The following is a 17,237-nucleotide window of genomic DNA, read 5'->3' on the forward strand; positions in this document are numbered from 1 at the left end:
GCATAGATGAATATCGAAGCTTCAGCAGTTTATACTTGTGGCGTAGTCGTCCGGCGCGACTTCGCCCGATCACCGTGCTTCGATCGCGAATTTATTGTACAATAAAGGAAACTCTACCTGACGCACGGACATGCTTAACCTGATCGCCGGATACTCTTGTCTTCGGCACGATACGGGTAGCGCGTCCGAGGCTAGTGTGAAGCGTCAAGTTCTGTTTCTATGTGACCCGGCCGGTGTGGCTTACCGGGTTCGAGGTCATCCATTCCACGGAAAGGAAGGAGAAACACCGATGAACAAAGAACAATTGGAGCGAATTCATACGGGAAAGGGTTTTATTGCAGCGTTGGACCAGAGCGGCGGAAGCACGCCAAAGGCGCTGCTCCAGTATGGCATTAAGGAAGACAGCTACTCGAATGACGAAGAAATGTTCGAGCTGGTTCATGCCATGAGAACGCGGATTATTAAAAGTCCGGCATTTGATTCGAAGTATATTTTGGGCGCTATCTTGTTCGAGAATACGATGGATCGCAAGATTGATGATCAATTTACCGCCGATTATCTGTGGGAAGAGAAAGGCATTGTCCCCTTTTTGAAGGTCGATAAGGGACTGGCCGAGCTGGAGAATGGCGTTCAGTTAATGAAGCCGATCCCGGATTTGAACGACCTGTTGAAGCGGGCGGTGGATAAACATATTTTTGGCACAAAAATGCGTTCGGTAATTAAAGAAGCCAACGCGGATGGAATTCGTAACGTCGTCGAGCAGCAGTTCGACATCGGCAAACAAATCTTGTCGACGGGGCTCGTTCCGATTATTGAGCCAGAGGTCGATATTTACAGCAAGGATAAGCAGCAATCGGAGCAAATCTTGAAAGATGAGCTTCTCAAGCAATTGTCCGCTCTCGATAAGGACGTACGCGTGATGCTGAAGCTGTCCATACCGACCGAAGATAATTTTTATCGCGAGCTGATCGAGGAGCCGCATGTGCTCCGGGTTGTCGCTTTGTCGGGCGGATACGATCAAAGGGAAGCGAATGAAAAACTGGCCCGGAATCACGGCTTGATTGCCAGCTTCTCGCGCGCCTTGTCGGAGGGATTGACAGCCCAGCAGACCGACGAAGAATTCAATGCGACGCTGTCCCGCTCCATTGAATCCATTTACGAAGCATCCATAAGCTAAGCTTGCCAGAGGTTATCCTATCAAGTGTAGTAAACACGCCGCCTATCAAGGCGTGTTCAGACTGTCGACAAAGTCCTGTCGACAGTCTTTTTTTATGAGAGAACTTCAATCATTCACCGCATTAATATGGTTTACTGTAGAAAAATAATTAGTGCGGGAGTGGTTGAATATGTTGCGAAAAACGGGTTACGAAGGATGTTCTCAAATCTCCATGGTTTCCTTGAATCTGACCCGGAGTGTGGCTTGTTCGTCAAGGGGGAGAAAGAGCGTGTTTTCACCTATAGCGTTGCGGCGGATGCAGGTTACAAGACGCCAGCTATTTGCAAAACGCTTCAAGAACAAGAAAGAGCGGTCGCTTTCTATCGCGATGGGCTCGGTTTGCCGACACAAGGAATTATGGGCCAACAAACGCCCTTTTTATATGTGACAATTATGAAAACAATTTCAAAATGACGTCATAAATAAATAGATGCCGCCAATATGCTTTTATATATTGCGTATTATATATTTATATTATACATTAATTCGTAAGGATAAAATATACATCTTTGTTTTTGGGGGAGTCGAGATGAATCAAGAGCTGGGTAGTAGCGGAATGGGGAGGATAACCGTGATCACGAAAAACAAGGAAAAAACTCAATTAACCAGTGTGCATGTAGATGAATCTCACCGAAATATGGCGGTTGCCAAGCTGGTGGAGTCCGCTCTCCTGAACGGAGAAGGACATCTCACCTCGACGGGCGCGCTGCAGGTGACGACAGGCAAATATACGGGACGTTCTCCGAAGGATAAGTTCATCGTCAGGGAGCCGAGCACGGCTGACCATGTTGCTTGGGGAGAAGTGAATCAGGCTCTCACCCCCGAGCAGTTCGATTCGCTGTATAACAAAACGATCAACTATATGAAGAGCCGCAAGCTCTTCGTGTTCGACGGCTTTGCAGGGGCAGACCGGGCCTATCGCCTGCCTGTCCGCTTTATCAACGAATACGCGTGGCAAAATTTATTCGTTCGCCAGTTGTTTATTCGTCCAACGGCAGAGGAATTGCTGTCCCATGAACCTGAATTTACCGTGATTGCGATGCCTGGCATGAAGGCGGATCCGGTTGCGGACGGCACGAATTCCGAGACGTTCATTGCCATTTCCTTCGAAAGAAAGACGGTTCTCATCGGCGGAACGCACTATGCGGGCGAGATGAAGAAGTCGATTTTCAGCGTGCTGAACTATTTGCTTCCCTTCAGAGGTGTCATGCCGATGCACTGTTCGGCGAATGTAGGGGAGGCTGGAGATACGGCGTTGTTTTTCGGATTATCGGGAACGGGGAAGACGACGCTGTCGGCCGATCCGGATCGCCGCTTAATCGGCGATGACGAGCATGGCTGGTCCGATACCGGCGTATTCAACTTCGAAGGCGGCTGCTATGCCAAATGCATCGGGCTGTCGCAGGAGAAAGAGCCGCAAATCTGGAATGCGATCCGATTCGGTTCTGTCCTGGAAAACGTGTGGATTGAGGCCGGAACCGGCGAGGCGGACTACAAGAATAATGCACTGACGGAGAACACGCGGGCCGCTTATCCGATCGATTATATTCAAGGCTCGATCATACCCGGAACGGCCGGCCATCCGAATGTCATTATCTTTTTGACCGCGGATGCCTTCGGCGTGCTGCCTCCGGTGTCCAAGCTGACGAAGGAGCAGGCGATGTATCACTTCCTGTCCGGCTATACTTCCAAGCTGGCGGGTACGGAACGCGGCGTAGCCGAACCGGAAGCGACCTTCTCGACCTGCTTTGGAGGCCCCTTCCTTCCGTTGAGACCGAATGTGTACGCCGAGATGCTCGGCGACAAAATCACGAAGCACGGCGTGAAGGTTTATTTGGTCAATACCGGGTGGAGCGGCGGTCCTTACGGAATTGGCGAGCGGATGAATCTGTCGTACACCAGAGCGATGGTCAAGGCGATTATAAATGGAAGCATCGAGAAGGCGTCCTTCGCCCCTCATCCTGTATTCGGCCTCCTTATCCCTGATGCGGTTCCGTTCGTTCCCCATGAACTGCTCGATCCGAGGAACGTATGGGCGGATAAAGCGGCCTATGATCAACAAGCGAAGCAGTTGGCGCGGCTCTTTGTCCACAATTTCGAAAAATTCAGCGGCGCAGCGGATGCCATCAAGCATGCCGGCCCGCGGCTGTAACTTGGAGCGCGTTCTCGCGGGGTTGTCTCCATCGTCATCATGATGGCGTGGGGGCAGCCCCGCCGATTTTCTCCATCCTGCTCACCCCGCAGATCATCTCATCCTCCGACAGGCGAGGGAAATAAAAGTATGCGCCCGGGTTCTCCATCACAACCTGGTCCGCGGGATTGAGCAGCAGTTGGGCGGCCAGGGCGATCGCCTGCTTGGAGCCGTTGAAGACCGCAATCGGGCCCGCATCGGCCGCGATGCCCCGGGCCCGGCTTACATATTGGGCAATGCTTTCCTGGAGCCCGGCATCCTGGGAACGATTAATTCGGACGGCTGGCCGGAGCTGACTCCGCTGAATTTTGTATACCATAACGATTGCTTGTACTTTCACGGCAGCGTGGCCGGACAAAAAATGAAAAATATGAAAGCCGACCACAGAGTGACGTTTGCCGTAGCCAAGGAATACGCCATCGTTCCGTCGTCTTTTACGAATCCGGAGCTGGCCTGCCCGGCGACCGCTTTTTTTAAGTCCGTACTTATTAAGGGGGATGCCGAAGTATTGACCGATCTTACGGAAAAAGCGGAGGCGCTTTCGGCGTTTATGCGAAAGCTTCAGCCGGAAGGGGGTTATGATCCGATTGAGCCGGAGAACCCGGCTTATACCGGACAGATCAAAAGCACCTCGGTTGTCCGGATTACGGTTCATGAGCTGTCGGCCAAGTATAAATTCGGCTAAAATATGAAGCCGTCCGCTTTCGAAAAGGTGACTGCCGGCTTGCTTGATCGGGATAAGGGGCTGGACCGGGACACTGTGGCTCTGATGGAAGCCTTGTGTCCTCATCTTCGAAGAAATGGCGGCGAAGAAAACTAAGCAAGGCGAGAATAGCGGATAGCGCGATAGAAGGACGTATAGTACCCGGCAGGGAATCCGATTGGGAGGGATTGCTCTTGCCGGGTATGTGCGTTGCACAGTCATCCATATCCGAGTCCGCAGGAGCACGTATACCAAATCTTAAATATGCAGTCCGTCGAACCAGAAAGAGATTCGATCTGATACAATAGTAGTATTGTTAAAGTTATACAGGGAGTGGGATACATATTAAATGGCTACTGTAATCCGGAGTTTTAGGTTTAAAATGGTTTTATTTTTTGGGTTGAGCATGCTTTTATCCGGCGTGCTTTCCTTTATGCTCTATAAAATGCTTCAACTCTATTATCTTTCGATCAAATATGAATACCCGCGTTTGACCCGAATTCGATACAATATGAGAGAGATTGGGGATATGAACTGCTTTCTGCTTGTTTTTATTCCGCTCTCGTTTTTGTTGTTCTTTCTCCTGACCCGACGCTATGCAGCTAATTTTCGCGTCATTTCCAACGGGATCAATCAGCTTGCGAAGGGCGACTTCAACAGCCGCATCGAGATTTCTTCCAAGGATGAGCTCGGGGACCTTGCGAGAGACGTCAATCTGGCAAGCGAAAAGCTGCAGCAAGCTTTGGAAAGGGGAGATTTCGGGGAAAACGGCAAGGAGCAAGCGGTTTTGAATTTGATCAATAATTTGCGTACGCCGCTGAACTCCGCGATGAGTCAGTTGGACATGATTCTTCAGGACGGACAGATGTCTGCCGCACAAATGAGACATTATGCGAGCAATGCGATGACAAAGTCGCAACGGCTGGAAAAGCTGATTGATGAATTAGACGAAATTATGAGATTGACTTACGGCAAGGTTATAATCGACAAAAAAACCGTCGATCTGAGCGAGCTTCTCATCCGGTTAAATGAGCAATTATCCCCCTTGTTCGAGAAAAACCGGCTCAAAATGCGCATGAATGTGACTCCGCATGTCACGGTGCAGGGCGATGGCGAGCTGTTGGCACGCGTATTTGAAAATTTGCTGACGAATGCCGCCCGCTATGGCAAAAAGGGCGTGTTCATCGATATTCATTGCGGTAGTGATGCAAGCGATGCTGTCGTTCAAGCGGTCACTTATGGAGACGGCATTCCCCCGGAGGAGCTGCCTTATATTTTCGAGATCTCTTACAATGGCGATAAAGCGCGGCCGGATCAGGAGGAGAGTACCGGTCTTGGCTTGTTCATTGCAAAAAATCTTGTGACGCAGCATCAAGGCACCATTTCAGCGCAAAGCAATGTCATTCGCACGCTCATTGAAGTCCGGCTTCCGCTGAAAGATGCGTCGTAGAGCTATCGTTAACGTTTGTGCAAGTCCGTGTCGATTTACGCGGAGCTTAAAAGAGTAGAAAAGAAAGCAGCTCGCAAAGTGGGCTGCTTTTTTCGGGAAACAAAAAAACCAAGCCCTGAAGATCAGCAGCTTGGTTGGTTCAATCACAGGTAAAAATTAGGTGATTCGTATGGCCTTTTTTGGACCCACGATAAAGATATAATACTACAAAGAAAAGGTTAAGTCTATATTTTTTTAGGTTTTTCTCTATACTTATCGGTATTCTCATATAGAAAAGAGGGAGCCTATGTTTACGAATCAAACGGAAGCGGAAGAAAGGGAGCATTTACGCAGGACGTTGACCCGAATCCGGACGGCGCTGCAGGCGATCGATCACAAGATTAGCGCTGCCCGGCAAGACATCATCGAAGCGAAAAAATATGTGTGGAGCAACCTGTCTCAGCTTGATCCGGCCGAAAGGGCGGCGAACCGGGTGGACATATCGCTAACCATTGATCACGGGGAGAAGGCCGTTGAAAAACAAAGAAGACTCCGAAAATTGCTGGATGACCCTTATTTCGGCAGAGTTGACTTCGTTGCTGACGACTTGGCGGAAAGCGGCACGTATTATATCGGGGGGTCCATTCTTTCAGTGACGAAGACAGCCAGCAGAATGTCATTTATGATTGGCGTTCCCCGATCGCCGGGATGTTTTATGATTTTCAGATCGGCAGGGCCGGTTATTCCGCTCCCGCAGGAGACATCGAGGGGAAATTCAGGTCAAGAGGCAGTATAAAATCAAAGACGGCGCAATGGAGTATATGCTCGAAAGCGATATGAACATCCGTGACGAGGTGCTGCAAAAAGAACTCAGCCGCGCTTCGGATGAGCGGATGAAAAATATTGCGGCCACCATTCAAAAGGAGCAAAATGCAATCATTCGAAATGAGCATTCCCATGAGCTGATCATTCAAGGCGTTGCCGGCTCGGGGAAAACCTCTGTCGCCCTGCATCGGATTGCCTTCCTTTTGTATCGATATAAAGGAACGTTAACGTCTCAAAATATATTGATTCTTTCTCCGAATAAAGTGTTTTCCGACTATATTTCCAATGTGCTGCCGGAGCTGGGGGAAGAAAACATCATGGAGATGGGCTTTGATGAGCTGGCAGCCAGGGAGCTGAAGGGGATATGTGATTTCCAGACCTTCAACGAGCAGGTGGCGGAGCTTGCGGCATCGTCTGAGGAAGCGGTGGTTGAGCGTATCCGAAGCAAAGCCCGCATCGATTTTGTGCATGAACTGGAACGGTTTGCGGCGCATGTGGGCGAGACCTATTTCGTCCCACACGATATATCATTTGACAACGTGCAAGTAGCCAAAGAGGAGATACAAAGCGCTTATCGCGCGGCCGGCAAGGTGCCTTTCACCCAAAGAATGGCAAAAACGGCGGAGACGATTGCAGGAAGCGCCCGGGATGAATTCGGACAAAAGCTAAATCCCTCGGCGGTCAATAAAATCAAAACGGCGATAAAAAAGATGTGCAAAACGCAAAATATGCTTGTCATTTATAAAGATTTCTATCATTATATGGGCAAGCCGGAATGGTTCAAGCCAAAAAAACCGAAGATGCTTGAGTTTTCGGATGTATTTCCACTCGTTTATTTGAAGCTCCTCTTGGAAGGGCCAACCGATTATCATGATATCAAGCATGTCGTCGTAGATGAGATGCAGGACTATACCGCTGTGCAGTATGCTGTGCTCTCGCGCCTGTTCCCCTGCAAGAAGACGATTCTGGGAGACAGCAACCAATCCGTTAATCCCTACTCGTCGTCATCGCTAACCGGGATCAGACAGGTATTTCCCGAAGCCGATACGGTTGAACTCTTAAAAAGCTACCGCTCGACGCTGGAGATCATCCGCTTCGCCCAGCGCATCAACCCTAATAGCAACATGATACCGATTGAGCGCCATGGCGCCTTCCCTCAGATCAAAAAATCCGATAGCCGGGATGGCGAACGGTCTCATAGTAAACAAACGATGATCGAGTTTCTGAAATCGGAGCACGAAGGGATTATCGTGGCTTCCTCGCACATGGCCAAAGGATTGGAGTTCGATCACGTGCTTGTGCCTTTTTGCGACGCGGATAATTATAGGACAGAGATGGATCGGGGCTTGCTGTATATCGCCTGCACGAGAGCCATGCATATGCTTACGCTCACTTATTCCGGGGAAGCTTCTCCGTTGTTGCCGGAAATGACGTAGATAATTCGATAGGAAAGAATGAAGGAGTATCCCCGGAAGCCATCGTCTAATCCGGCGTAAAAGCTGCGTTTCAATATGGAAGATATAAAAATAGATGAAGGAAAGTAGGGGATCGCATTGCAAAAACAAACCTTCGGCGGCATACTGCTCATTGCCGCAGGGTCGCTGATCATTCTGATGCATCTGCTGCAGAACGGAGAAATGAGGCTCAGTGATCCGGGATATGTGTTCGGGTATTTCTGGCCCGCCATTTTTGTCATTCCGCTTGGCATTTTATTTCATGTCATGTATTTCGGCATGACCCGGGGCAGGGCGCCAGGACTGCTTATTCCTGGCGGCATTCTGTGCATGGCCGGAGTCGTCTGCCAGATCTCGATGCTGTTCGACGCTTGGTCTTGGATGTGGCCGGGCTTCCCGTTAGCCGTAGCCTTCGGCCTGTTCGAGTTCTATCTGTTCAGCGGCCGCAATAAATGGCTGCTTATCCCTATTTATATTTTGGGCAGCATGTCTGTGATCTTCTTCCTTCTGTTCAGCATCGGGACGGTGCTCGGGGCTGCCGGCGGCGGTTCTCTCGCGGCGATGCTGCTTATCGGAGCGGGATTGTATGTCATGTTGCGCCGCAATAACAGCGTGCTTGAATGACGCGCCGAAGGGCCGCCTCGCCAAGGCGGCCTTTGGCATGCCTGCAAGGGGTTGCATTGACAATGGACATCAGTTGTAACTATAATGGTTGCATGAAAGGGTGAGCCAGATGAAGATAAGCAGCCGGTTTAGTGTAGCCGTTCATATATTGTCCCTGCTGACGTTGGAGCCGCAAGCTCATCATACCTCCGAATGGCTGGCCGGTAGCGTGAACACGAATCCGGTGGTCATTCGCAGAGTGACCTCCCAGTTGAAGAAGGCCGGTCTCGTGGCGGTCCGTCCCGGAACGGGCGGGGCTACTTTGGTGCGTCCGGCGGGCGAGATTACGCTGCTCGATGTGTACCGCGCCGTAGAAGCGGTAGAGGAAGGGGAATTGTTCGGCATGCATGAGCATCCGAATCCGGAGTGTCCGGTCGGCGCCAATATCGAAGCGGTGCTGCAGCTCATCACGGCCCAGGCGCAGAACGCGATGGAGCGCGTGCTGGAAGGGATTACGCTGGAGCAGGTCGCCCTGAATCTGAAAATGCACATCAATGCGGAAGAAGAATAAAGTGTTAAGACATGTATAAGGCACGTATAGGTAACGGACATGCATGGAGGCATAGGCTGCCCCCATGCATGTTTTTGTTTTCGTTGTGTGCTTGCAAATCATAGGTCCAAATACCCATTTCTTAGGTCTCCGACCTCTTGAGCTAAAATGTATGTCGAATTATCACGATATATATTTATGGACTTTTTCACTAGGAAGAAATACGGAAGCAGCAAAAACGGTTATCAAACCGGAGGTTCGTCATGGATGAAGACGCCCGTATTTTTCCTGCTTAGATCTAAGGGGGAGAATGCATGAGAAACAAGAGTCTAGTATTTAAATCGGTGTTGGTGTTATCCGCGCTGATTACGGTCATGTCGGTGGTGTTTACCGGCTTTTCCTATATGTCTGAACGAAGCATCTATTATGATGCGATGTTAAATATACATACTTCGCTTGAACAGCAAATTAGCGTGGAAATAGAAGGAATTGCCAAGGCGGAGGAAAAAATGAAAACGATGAGCTATGACGAGTATATGGAAGATGAAGAAATGGTCTGGATTTATGAAAATTTGCAGGGCATGACGCGCGAGGGGTATATTTCTAACAGCTATCTGATTAAGCCGGAGCTGATCGAAAAAGACGGAAAAGTGTTTATGTCGGTCATTCAGGCGAACAAGAATATGATTGACCATGGCAGCAAGCCGATGGACGACGTGGAGATGACGGAAGAGTTCCGACAGGCTTATTATGACATGAAGAAGGATGGTATCGGTATCTCTGCGATGTTTGCCGATTCGATGGGTGAATGGATTACGACATTGTCTCCGATTCAAGATGATCAAAATCAAACGATCGCGCTCTTGGGCATCGATTTTAACTATGAGAAAATAAACAACGATCTGAACCGGATGATGTGGAGAACTATAGCCGTCGGCGCCGTGACCGGCATTGCTTTTATCCTTCTCATCCTATGGCTCATCCGCAAGACAATCCGTCCGTTGAATGAGTTGGCGAGGTTGGCCAAGCGGGCGGCCAAGGGCGATTTGACGGTCCAGATTCCCGTCAATTCGCGGGATGAAATCGGCGCGCTGTCAACCAGCTTCAATGAGATGATAACCGATATCCGCGAGCTGATCGGCAGCATGAAGGAGACGACAAGCCATGTGACAGAGGCTTCGAACCATCTGACCGTGATCTCGCAGCAGACGGCGCAATCGACACATGAGATCTCCAGCGCCATTCAAGAGGTGGCGTCCGGTTCGGAGACGCAGTTGACGGGAACCGAAGAAAGCAAGATTGCGATGGGCGAGATGGCCGTCGGCATCCAGCGGATTGCGGAATCGGCATCGAACGTGTCCGAATACAGCGTAGCGGCCGCTGAAGCCGCGAAGCAGGGGAATGATGTCGTTCAGCAGACGATCGAGCAGATGAACAGCATTCACTCCTCCGTCAACGAGTCGGTAACGATGGTGCGGAAGCTGGCCGAGCAATCGAATGAGATCGAGCAAATCGTCTCGGTCATCGGCAACATCGCCACCCAGACGAATCTGCTGGCATTGAACGCCTCCATCGAAGCGGCGCGCGCCGGCGAGCATGGCCGGGGCTTCGGGGTCGTCGCGAAGGAAGTGCGTTCGCTAGCCGAGCAAGCGAAGGTATCGACGGAGCAGATCGCGGAGCTGCTGCAATCCGTCGTGGCGAGCACAAGGCATATGGCCGGCGCGATGGAGTCGACGGCCGAGGAAGTGCAGGAAGGGACGCAGATCGTGCAGGTGGCCGGGGAGACCTTCCAGAAGTTATGGAATTCGATCCAGGAAGTATCCGATCAGATTCAAGAAGTGTCGGCGGCTTCGGAAGAAATGTCTGCCGGCAGCGAACAGGTAGCCGCTGTGCTCGATAACCTGGCCGAGATCGCGAAAAACGCCTCCGAGAGCTCGCAGAGCGTGGCCGCTTCCTCCGAGGAGCAGTTGGCCATTGTGGAGGAGATTGCCGATTCCGCGGCGGTGATGAGCGGCAAAATGAAAGAACTGGATCAGGATATGAAGAAATTTATCATCTAATTCAGACAACTCGCAATAAGGAAGCAAATGAACCCAAACCTCCGTAAAAGAAGAAATTGCCTTGCGGAGGTTTGGGTTCTATTGTCAAATTAGGATTACAGCCGCTTGCAAAGAACTCCGCCTCGTGACATGCTCATACTAGCGCATCGCTCGTCATCCTTGGCGCAGGATGCGAAATTCGAGAGGCAGCATAAGGAGGACGAACGATGAATCGGATGTTGCTATGGCCGCAAGGCGCGCCATTATCTATGGGGGAGCCGGCGGAAGCGGGACCGGCGCTTCACCTCTTCCCGGCAGGAGGCCCGGAGCCTGCCGGAGCCGTTATTGTCTGCCCCGGCGGCGGATACGGCTTCAGGGCGGAGCATGAAGGGGCCCCGGTCGCGGAATGGCTGAACTCGCTAGGGATTCACGCCTTCGTGCTCGACTATCGGGTGAACCCTTACCGCCATCCGGCGCCGCTGCTCGACGCCCAGCGCGCCATTCGCCTCGTGCGCAGCCAAGCCCGGGCGTGGAATGTCCGGCCGGACCGGGTCGGCATTCTCGGCTTCTCGGCGGGCGGGCATCTTGCCTCTACGGCGGGAACGCGCTACGACCTGGGCTCGCCGCATGCCGCTGACCCGATCGACCGGGAGAGCTGCCGCCCCGATGCGCTGGTGCTCTGCTACCCGGTCATTACGATGGGAGAGAGCGGGCACCTCCATTCGCGCGAGAATCTGCTCGGCCCCGATGCGGATCCGCAGCTTATCGAGGCGCTGTCCAGCGAGCGCCATGTGACGGAGGATACGCCGCCGGCCTTCTTGTGGCATACGTCGGAGGATGATGTGAAGGTGGAGCACAGTCTCCAGTTCGCCTTGTCGCTCAGCCGCAAGGCGGTCCCCTTCGATCTGCATGTCTACGACAAGGGGCCGCATGGATTAGGTTTGGCCACGTCCGACCCGTACGTCGGCGGGTGGACAACCCAATGCGGCAAGTGGCTGAAGAAACTCGGCTTCTAATCGGCCGGGAATCGGGCAAGGGCAGGGACAGAAGATCCTCCAGCACGGCGCGGGCGCGCGGGTTGGAGGCACGAATAGGAGAGAGGGAGGCTATCCTATAGGCAGTGCGCAAGGATGCGAGGCAAGACGGGATGTACAGATAATATAGTGGCAGGAAGACGGCGGAAGGAAAAGCGGCGGAGTATGGACGGGTTGAGACAAGGCTGTGAGACGGAGCTGGTGAAATGAAATCCTGCGTGAATGCAGGAATTTACGCTATTTGTGCCCGTATTTGATTAAATTCCTGTAAAAGTGCATTATTTTCTCCGATTTTTACTTCTATATATGGAAAATCCTGAAATTTCTGCAGTTTTGCAGGATTCCCTCTAACGGGCGACACCTCATAATGGAAACCTGTATTTTTGTATTATTTCGGCAAGCCGAGCTTGGAGAATGAGGGGGTTGTCTCATCACTGCAGCGAAACACTGCTGATGGGACAGCCCCTTTCCATACTTATATGACAGGTTGCGGCGCTATGCGACAAAACGATGGACAAGGGAGCCGGTAAAGGGTATAAAGAGAAAAAAGAAACGATGCAAGCAGATCGGACTTATGATGACGAGATGGGATGACCCGCCTGTCCGTTACCTACAGAAGGAGGCACGCCGTCTTGCAGAATCGCTCCTGTCCCGTCTCCAACGCCAGCGGGTTCTGGCTTGATGAACCTTGGAAGGATTCAGATGACGCCCAGTTGCACTTAGATGAGAAAATAACCGCGCAAATGAACATGATCGAATTGACGGAACAGGATCTGGAGATTGTGCGATCGATTCGCCCGCTCGTGCTGGAGCATATCGACGACATCGTGGATTCTTTCTATGATTCGGTGCTGCGCATAGATATATTAAAAAACTGATCATAGATCACAGCCATATCGAAAAGCTTCGCAAAACGCTGAAGGAGCATCTGATCGAAATGTTCAGCGGCCGGCGAGGAGAGCAGGCTTCATCGCCCGGATGGGGCGGCGATGAATTCGCCGTGCTGTGCCCGGCGGATGCGGAGCATGATCCCGCCGCCATGGCCATGCGCATGATCGAGCAGATCCGGCTTCCGTACCAGTTGAACCAGACCGGGTTTTTTGTGACGACGAGCATCGGCATCGCCATCTATTCGGAGTATGGCCTGACCGCTTCCGAATTGCTGCGCAATGCGGACAAGGCGATGTATGAAGTGAAGAAGGACGGCAAGAACGCCTGCCAGTTCTATTCCGCGGCATTCGACGCCCATTTGCAGGAGAAGATCGAGTTGGAGAATGATCTGCGTAAAGCGGTGGCCCGCCAAGAGCTGGTCGTTCATTACCAGCCTCAAAATACGCTGAAGGAGAATCAATTGATTGGCGTTGAAGCGCTGGTGCGCTGGAATCATCCGCGCAAGGGCCTTCTCGATCCGTCCGTCTTTATTCCGATCGCGGAGGAGACGGGAATGATTTACGAGATGGGCGCCTGGATTTTGCGGAAGCCTGCCGCCAGATGCGGGCCTGGCATGATGCCGGCGGGCCGAAAATCCGCGTGTCGGTCAATCTTTCGACCCAGCAATTCCATCTGTCCAATCTATGCGAGACGATTCGCGGCATTCTGGAAGAGACCGGTTTGCCGCCGGAATATTTGGAGCTGGAGATTACGGAGAGCATGATGATGGACGTCACCCGCTCGACGAAATTTTGCAGGAGCTGACGGAACTCGGCGTATATCAGCATGGACGATTTCGGCACGGGGTACAGCTCCCTCAGCTATTTGAAGCTGTTTCCGATTCGCAAGCTGAAGATCGACCGCTCGTTCATGAAGGATGTGACGAGCAATCCGAATGACAAGGCGATCGTGGCGACGATTATCTCGATGGCCCATCATTTGAATATGCGCGTGATCGCCGAAGGCGTCGAGACGGAGGACCAGCTTCATTACTTAAGCGAGAATGGCTGCGATGACATCCAGGGCTTCTTTTTCAGCCCGCCGGTGACCGCCGAGCAATTGCAGAGGACGATTTTGAGCGGAAAATAGGCCAATGGGAGCGCGTTTCCCTGCATTAAAAAGGCTGTGCATCCGGCCTTGCTGCCGGTGCACAGCCTTGGCTTCCCGTGCGGGCGGCCTGCTGCACGCTCCGCATCTACCAGTTCGAGCCGCCGGAGGAATTATTGTTCTTGCTCCAGCTTGAACCGCCGGAGGAGGAGCTGCCGCTTCCCCAACTTGAGCCACCCGACGAATTCGACGTCCCGCGCTCCTGGGCCCGCCTCGCTTCTTCCGCCCGCCGTTCCTCCCGCAGCACATCGTTATACGCCGATTCCATGGCGGCGATAATTCCGGTCATGGCCGTTGCGGTGCGAGCGACTTCAGCATAGGATCCTCGCCGCATCAGGTCGCTGGCCTCGCTGTGGATCGAAGCGAAGCGGGAATCGAATGGCGAGACGTTGATTTTGCTTCTCGCCCGGGAGCAGGCGCGCCGGTATTGGCTGGCCGCCCGATCAAGCTCCCGTTCCGCATTGCGCTTCTGTACGGCGGCCCGTTCGATGACGCCCAAGTATTGATTGGCTTCGTCAACGAATTCCCCGCTTATTTCATTCATCAGGTCGACATCATAGGGCGGATCGGCGGCGAGGTTCCGAAGCCCGGACTGCAGCCGCTCCAGACGCTGCTCCTGCTCCCCCCATAGCTGAGCGAGATGCTGGCGGGAGAGGATGCGCTGGGCTTTGGCGAAGGCGGCTTCGCCCGCCGCCTGTTTCCGCAGCGCCTCCTTGTGCGCGCTGTCCAGCTCTCTTATCTGGCGCTCATACCGCTCGATGGCATGATCCAGCTCGGCCAGCCGCAGCAGCATCCGATCCAGCTCTTCCCGCGCCAGGCCGTATTCCTGGACATCGATGCCGGACCAATACTCGACCTGGCCCAGCGCCGGCCCGATATCCGCCAGGCACTGGTATTTGTCGCGATACAGATGCCATTGCTGCTCCCAATGCTTCGTCCGGTAGGCGGCCTGGACGCGCACGGTCACCTCGGACAGTTCTTGCTCCTTGCGGAGGTACCCGTCCAGTCTCGACTTGAGCTGGGCGATGTCCTTGGCGTTTTTGACCTGCAAATCCGCCTGCCGCTGCGTCATGTTCACCGCATCGGCCAGCAATTGTCTCATCAGCTCGACGCGCTGGATCGCTGCCGGGATATCCCCATGCCGCAGCAGCTCCTGCATCTGCTCGTTGACCTGTCCCGTCTGCTCGATATTGCCGTACGGATCAATGCGCACGAGCTTCAGACGGAATTCCTGTGCGATGGTCTGAACGCGCTCCCGTCTCTCCGCCATCTGCTGCGGAGTCCGGCGGTAGATCTCCGCCAGCTCGGCGATGCTTGCGATGTCGTTCTCCAGCCGCCGCAGCTCCTCATTCGCGTGCACGACGCGGTGCTCGGCGCCCAGCGGGTCGAAAATCTCCAACTGCTTACTCTCCGCCAGCTCGGCCTGGACCGCATGGTAGCGCCGCCGCAGCTCATCGAGCGGCCAGCCTCGCGCCTGCATTTCCGCTGCGATGCCGCGGTCGGCGGCCTGCAGCCGTTCCTCCGCATCCGCAATCGTCTGCTTCAACGTCCGGTCGAGCTCTTCGATATGGCCGATCGCGGCGACATGCCGTTCCGCCTCCGGCGCACGCTCCTTCAGCTCGGCGGCCGCGGCCGCAACCTGCTTGCGCAGGGACGGCATGAGCCATTGCCGCTTCGGAATGGCCTCAAGCTCCTGCTGCCTGGCGTTCAACCAGATGAGAATGTCCGCCAATTCCCGATCGGCCGTCCTGGCCGCCTGCTGCGTCTCGCCCTGGGACAGATCGAGATAGGTCTTGTTCTTCTCCAGCGCCTGGTTCACCCGCACCATCAATGCAGGCTGGCGCCGGCGGATCAGCCGCAGCCGGATCCACAGCTCCCCGCGCTCGCCGGCGGCAGCGAGGACGAGCAGCCCGCCAGCGCACAGCAGCACAAGCTGCCAGTCGATCGAAAGAGGCATCGCCGACTCCTGTTGCGCCGCATCTTGCTGCGCAGCGTCCGGCTCGGCCTCGGCGGCAGCGGGGGCCAGCGGCTTCAAGGCATGCGTCGCCTTCATCAACGCGATGGATGCCGCAGCGAAATCGCCTTCCTTCGCCTTAGGGATAAAGTGAGCGTCCAGCCATGCCTTCAGGCTGCCCGGCACGTCGCCGCGGATGCCGGTCTCGGCATCGATCTTGTCCTGGAGGGCGGGGTTATTGAAATTCATCTCCACCCGCCGCTCCTTCTTCGAGAGGAGAAGCAGAATATCATCGGCCCCTAATCCGAGCTCCCGGTAAAGCTTGTTCGCGTACGCTTCCGGTGCCGCGCCCTGGAAGCTGTCGACGGTCACCAGGCGGAACGTGTACAGCTTCCCCTGCGCCGCCTTCTTCACCGCTGGCAGCGCCTCCTTCGAGATCATGCGCGCCTTGTCCTGGACGAGGGCGGGCTTCGCGGAGCTCCCTTCGGTCTGATCGGAGCCGGCCGGCTTGCTTCCGGCGGCCGTCTGCGGCTTCAAGGCATGCGTCGCCTTCATGACCGAGACGGAAGCCGCGGCGAAATCGCCCTCCTTCGCCTTCGGAATGAAATGCGTATCCAGCCACGATGTCAGACTGCCCCCCGCGTCGCCGCGAATGCCGACCTTGGCGTTGATCGCGGCCTGGAGGGAAGGATTGTTGAAGTTCATCTCGACCCGCCGCTCCTGCTTGGAGATGAGGAGGAGGATGTCATCCGCTCCCAGTCCCCATTGCTCGTACACGTCGTTGGCATAGTCGGCCGGCGCCGTTCCATTCAAGCTGTCCACGGTCAGGAGGTAGAAGGTGTACAGCTTCCCTTTGGCCGCCTTCTCGATGGAGGCGATTGACTTCTTCGACAGCATCTGCGCCGTATCCTGAACCAGTCCCTCCTTGGCCGGAACTCCCTCCGCCCTCGCCGTTCCCGGAGCGGCGGATATCACAATGACAAGAAAAAGCATAATGATGCGCATCGCATATTGCACGTTGAACCCTCCCGTAGTCTCTCACCGATAGTCTAGTTCCAGTATAACGGAATTACGGCGGACTTGGGGAAAAGTTCCTGCAAAGTTCGCGCCGGGTCTGTCCGGGGAAAAACGCAATAAGTATCAAGTGTGTCCGGCTCCCGGTTGGTAAGATGGATGGGAGCGAATCAGGATACGTAAAGGAG

At 53.8% G+C, this 17,237-nt stretch carries 14 protein-coding genes and 1 pseudogene; 13 read left to right on the forward strand and 2 right to left on the reverse strand.

The window, feature by feature from the left end; all coding sequences use genetic code 11:
* Nucleotides 1-289 precede the first annotated feature (289 nt).
* The 3 genes from OCY70_RS03830 (at nt 290) to pckA (ending at nt 3,368) form a co-directional block, all read left to right on the forward strand.
* Nucleotides 290-1,177 (forward strand): fructose bisphosphate aldolase, encoded by an 888-nt coding sequence (locus OCY70_RS03830; protein WP_213425778.1) that lies wholly within the window; start codon nt 290-292, stop codon nt 1,175-1,177.
* Between the two features lie 195 nt (nt 1,178-1,372).
* A complete protein-coding gene (locus OCY70_RS03835; protein WP_213425777.1) occupies nt 1,373-1,630 on the forward strand; it encodes a hypothetical protein in 258 nt (85 codons plus the stop codon).
* Nucleotides 1,631-1,772: 142 nt separating this feature from the next.
* A complete protein-coding gene (gene pckA, locus OCY70_RS03840) occupies nt 1,773-3,368 on the forward strand; it encodes a phosphoenolpyruvate carboxykinase (ATP) (protein ID WP_373871400.1) in 1,596 nt (531 codons plus the stop codon).
* 37 nt (nt 3,369-3,405) lie between these two features.
* Here the strand turns inward: pckA and OCY70_RS03845 are convergent, their stop codons facing one another.
* Nucleotides 3,406-3,726: an aminotransferase class I/II-fold pyridoxal phosphate-dependent enzyme gene (locus tag OCY70_RS03845; protein ID WP_213425885.1), complete on the reverse strand. Its 321-nt coding sequence runs from the start codon at nt 3,724-3,726 to the stop codon at nt 3,406-3,408.
* Between OCY70_RS03845 and OCY70_RS03850 the strand changes: the two genes are divergently transcribed.
* The 10 genes and pseudogenes from OCY70_RS03850 (at nt 3,637) to OCY70_RS03895 (ending at nt 14,063) form a co-directional block, all read left to right on the forward strand.
* Nucleotides 3,637-4,092, forward strand: coding sequence for a pyridoxamine 5'-phosphate oxidase family protein (locus tag OCY70_RS03850; RefSeq protein WP_249724361.1), 456 nt, complete (start codon nt 3,637-3,639; stop codon nt 4,090-4,092). The two genes, OCY70_RS03845 and OCY70_RS03850, sit on opposite strands and share 90 nt — an antisense overlap.
* A 367-nt stretch (nt 4,093-4,459) precedes the next feature.
* Complete coding sequence (locus tag OCY70_RS03855) at nt 4,460-5,560, forward strand: HAMP domain-containing sensor histidine kinase (RefSeq protein ID WP_213425775.1); 1,101 nt, start codon at nt 4,460-4,462, stop codon at nt 5,558-5,560.
* 286 nt (nt 5,561-5,846) lie between these two features.
* Nucleotides 5,847-6,335: a hypothetical protein gene (locus tag OCY70_RS03860; protein WP_249724337.1), complete on the forward strand. Its 489-nt coding sequence runs from the start codon at nt 5,847-5,849 to the stop codon at nt 6,333-6,335.
* A 25-nt stretch (nt 6,336-6,360) separates the two neighbouring features.
* A complete protein-coding gene (locus OCY70_RS03865) occupies nt 6,361-7,800 on the forward strand; it encodes a HelD family protein (RefSeq protein WP_261944585.1) in 1,440 nt (479 codons plus the stop codon).
* A 117-nt stretch (nt 7,801-7,917) separates the two neighbouring features.
* A complete protein-coding gene (locus OCY70_RS03870; RefSeq protein WP_213425774.1) occupies nt 7,918-8,442 on the forward strand; it encodes a hypothetical protein in 525 nt (174 codons plus the stop codon).
* A gap of 109 nt (nt 8,443-8,551) precedes the next feature.
* Nucleotides 8,552-8,992 carry an Rrf2 family transcriptional regulator gene (locus OCY70_RS03875; protein WP_213425773.1) on the forward strand — a complete coding sequence of 147 codons (441 nt, stop codon included), beginning with the start codon at nt 8,552-8,554 and terminating at the stop codon, nt 8,990-8,992.
* 293 nt (nt 8,993-9,285) lie between these two features.
* Entirely contained in the window at nt 9,286-11,031 is a 1,746-nt protein-coding gene (locus tag OCY70_RS03880; protein ID WP_213425772.1) for a methyl-accepting chemotaxis protein, read from the forward strand.
* A 206-nt stretch (nt 11,032-11,237) separates the two neighbouring features.
* Entirely contained in the window at nt 11,238-12,026 is a 789-nt protein-coding gene (locus OCY70_RS03885) for an alpha/beta hydrolase (RefSeq protein WP_213425771.1), read from the forward strand.
* A 650-nt stretch (nt 12,027-12,676) separates the two neighbouring features.
* Nucleotides 12,677-12,922: a protoglobin domain-containing protein gene (locus tag OCY70_RS03890; protein ID WP_249724334.1), complete on the forward strand. Its 246-nt coding sequence runs from the start codon at nt 12,677-12,679 to the stop codon at nt 12,920-12,922.
* A gap of 161 nt (nt 12,923-13,083) precedes the next feature.
* Nucleotides 13,084-14,063, forward strand: a pseudogene (locus OCY70_RS03895) (putative bifunctional diguanylate cyclase/phosphodiesterase).
* A 106-nt stretch (nt 14,064-14,169) separates the two neighbouring features.
* On the opposite strand, the gene OCY70_RS03900 reads toward OCY70_RS03895, so the two are convergent.
* On the reverse strand, nt 14,170-17,052 hold the full coding sequence (locus OCY70_RS03900; protein WP_261944586.1) for a TPM domain-containing protein: 2,883 nt from the start codon (nt 17,050-17,052) through the stop codon (nt 14,170-14,172).
* Nucleotides 17,053-17,237 lie beyond the last annotated feature (185 nt).

It is taken from the genome of Paenibacillus melissococcoides (assembly GCA_944800085.1).
In the GTDB taxonomy this organism is placed as follows: domain Bacteria; phylum Bacillota; class Bacilli; order Paenibacillales; family Paenibacillaceae; genus Paenibacillus_B; species Paenibacillus_B melissococcoides.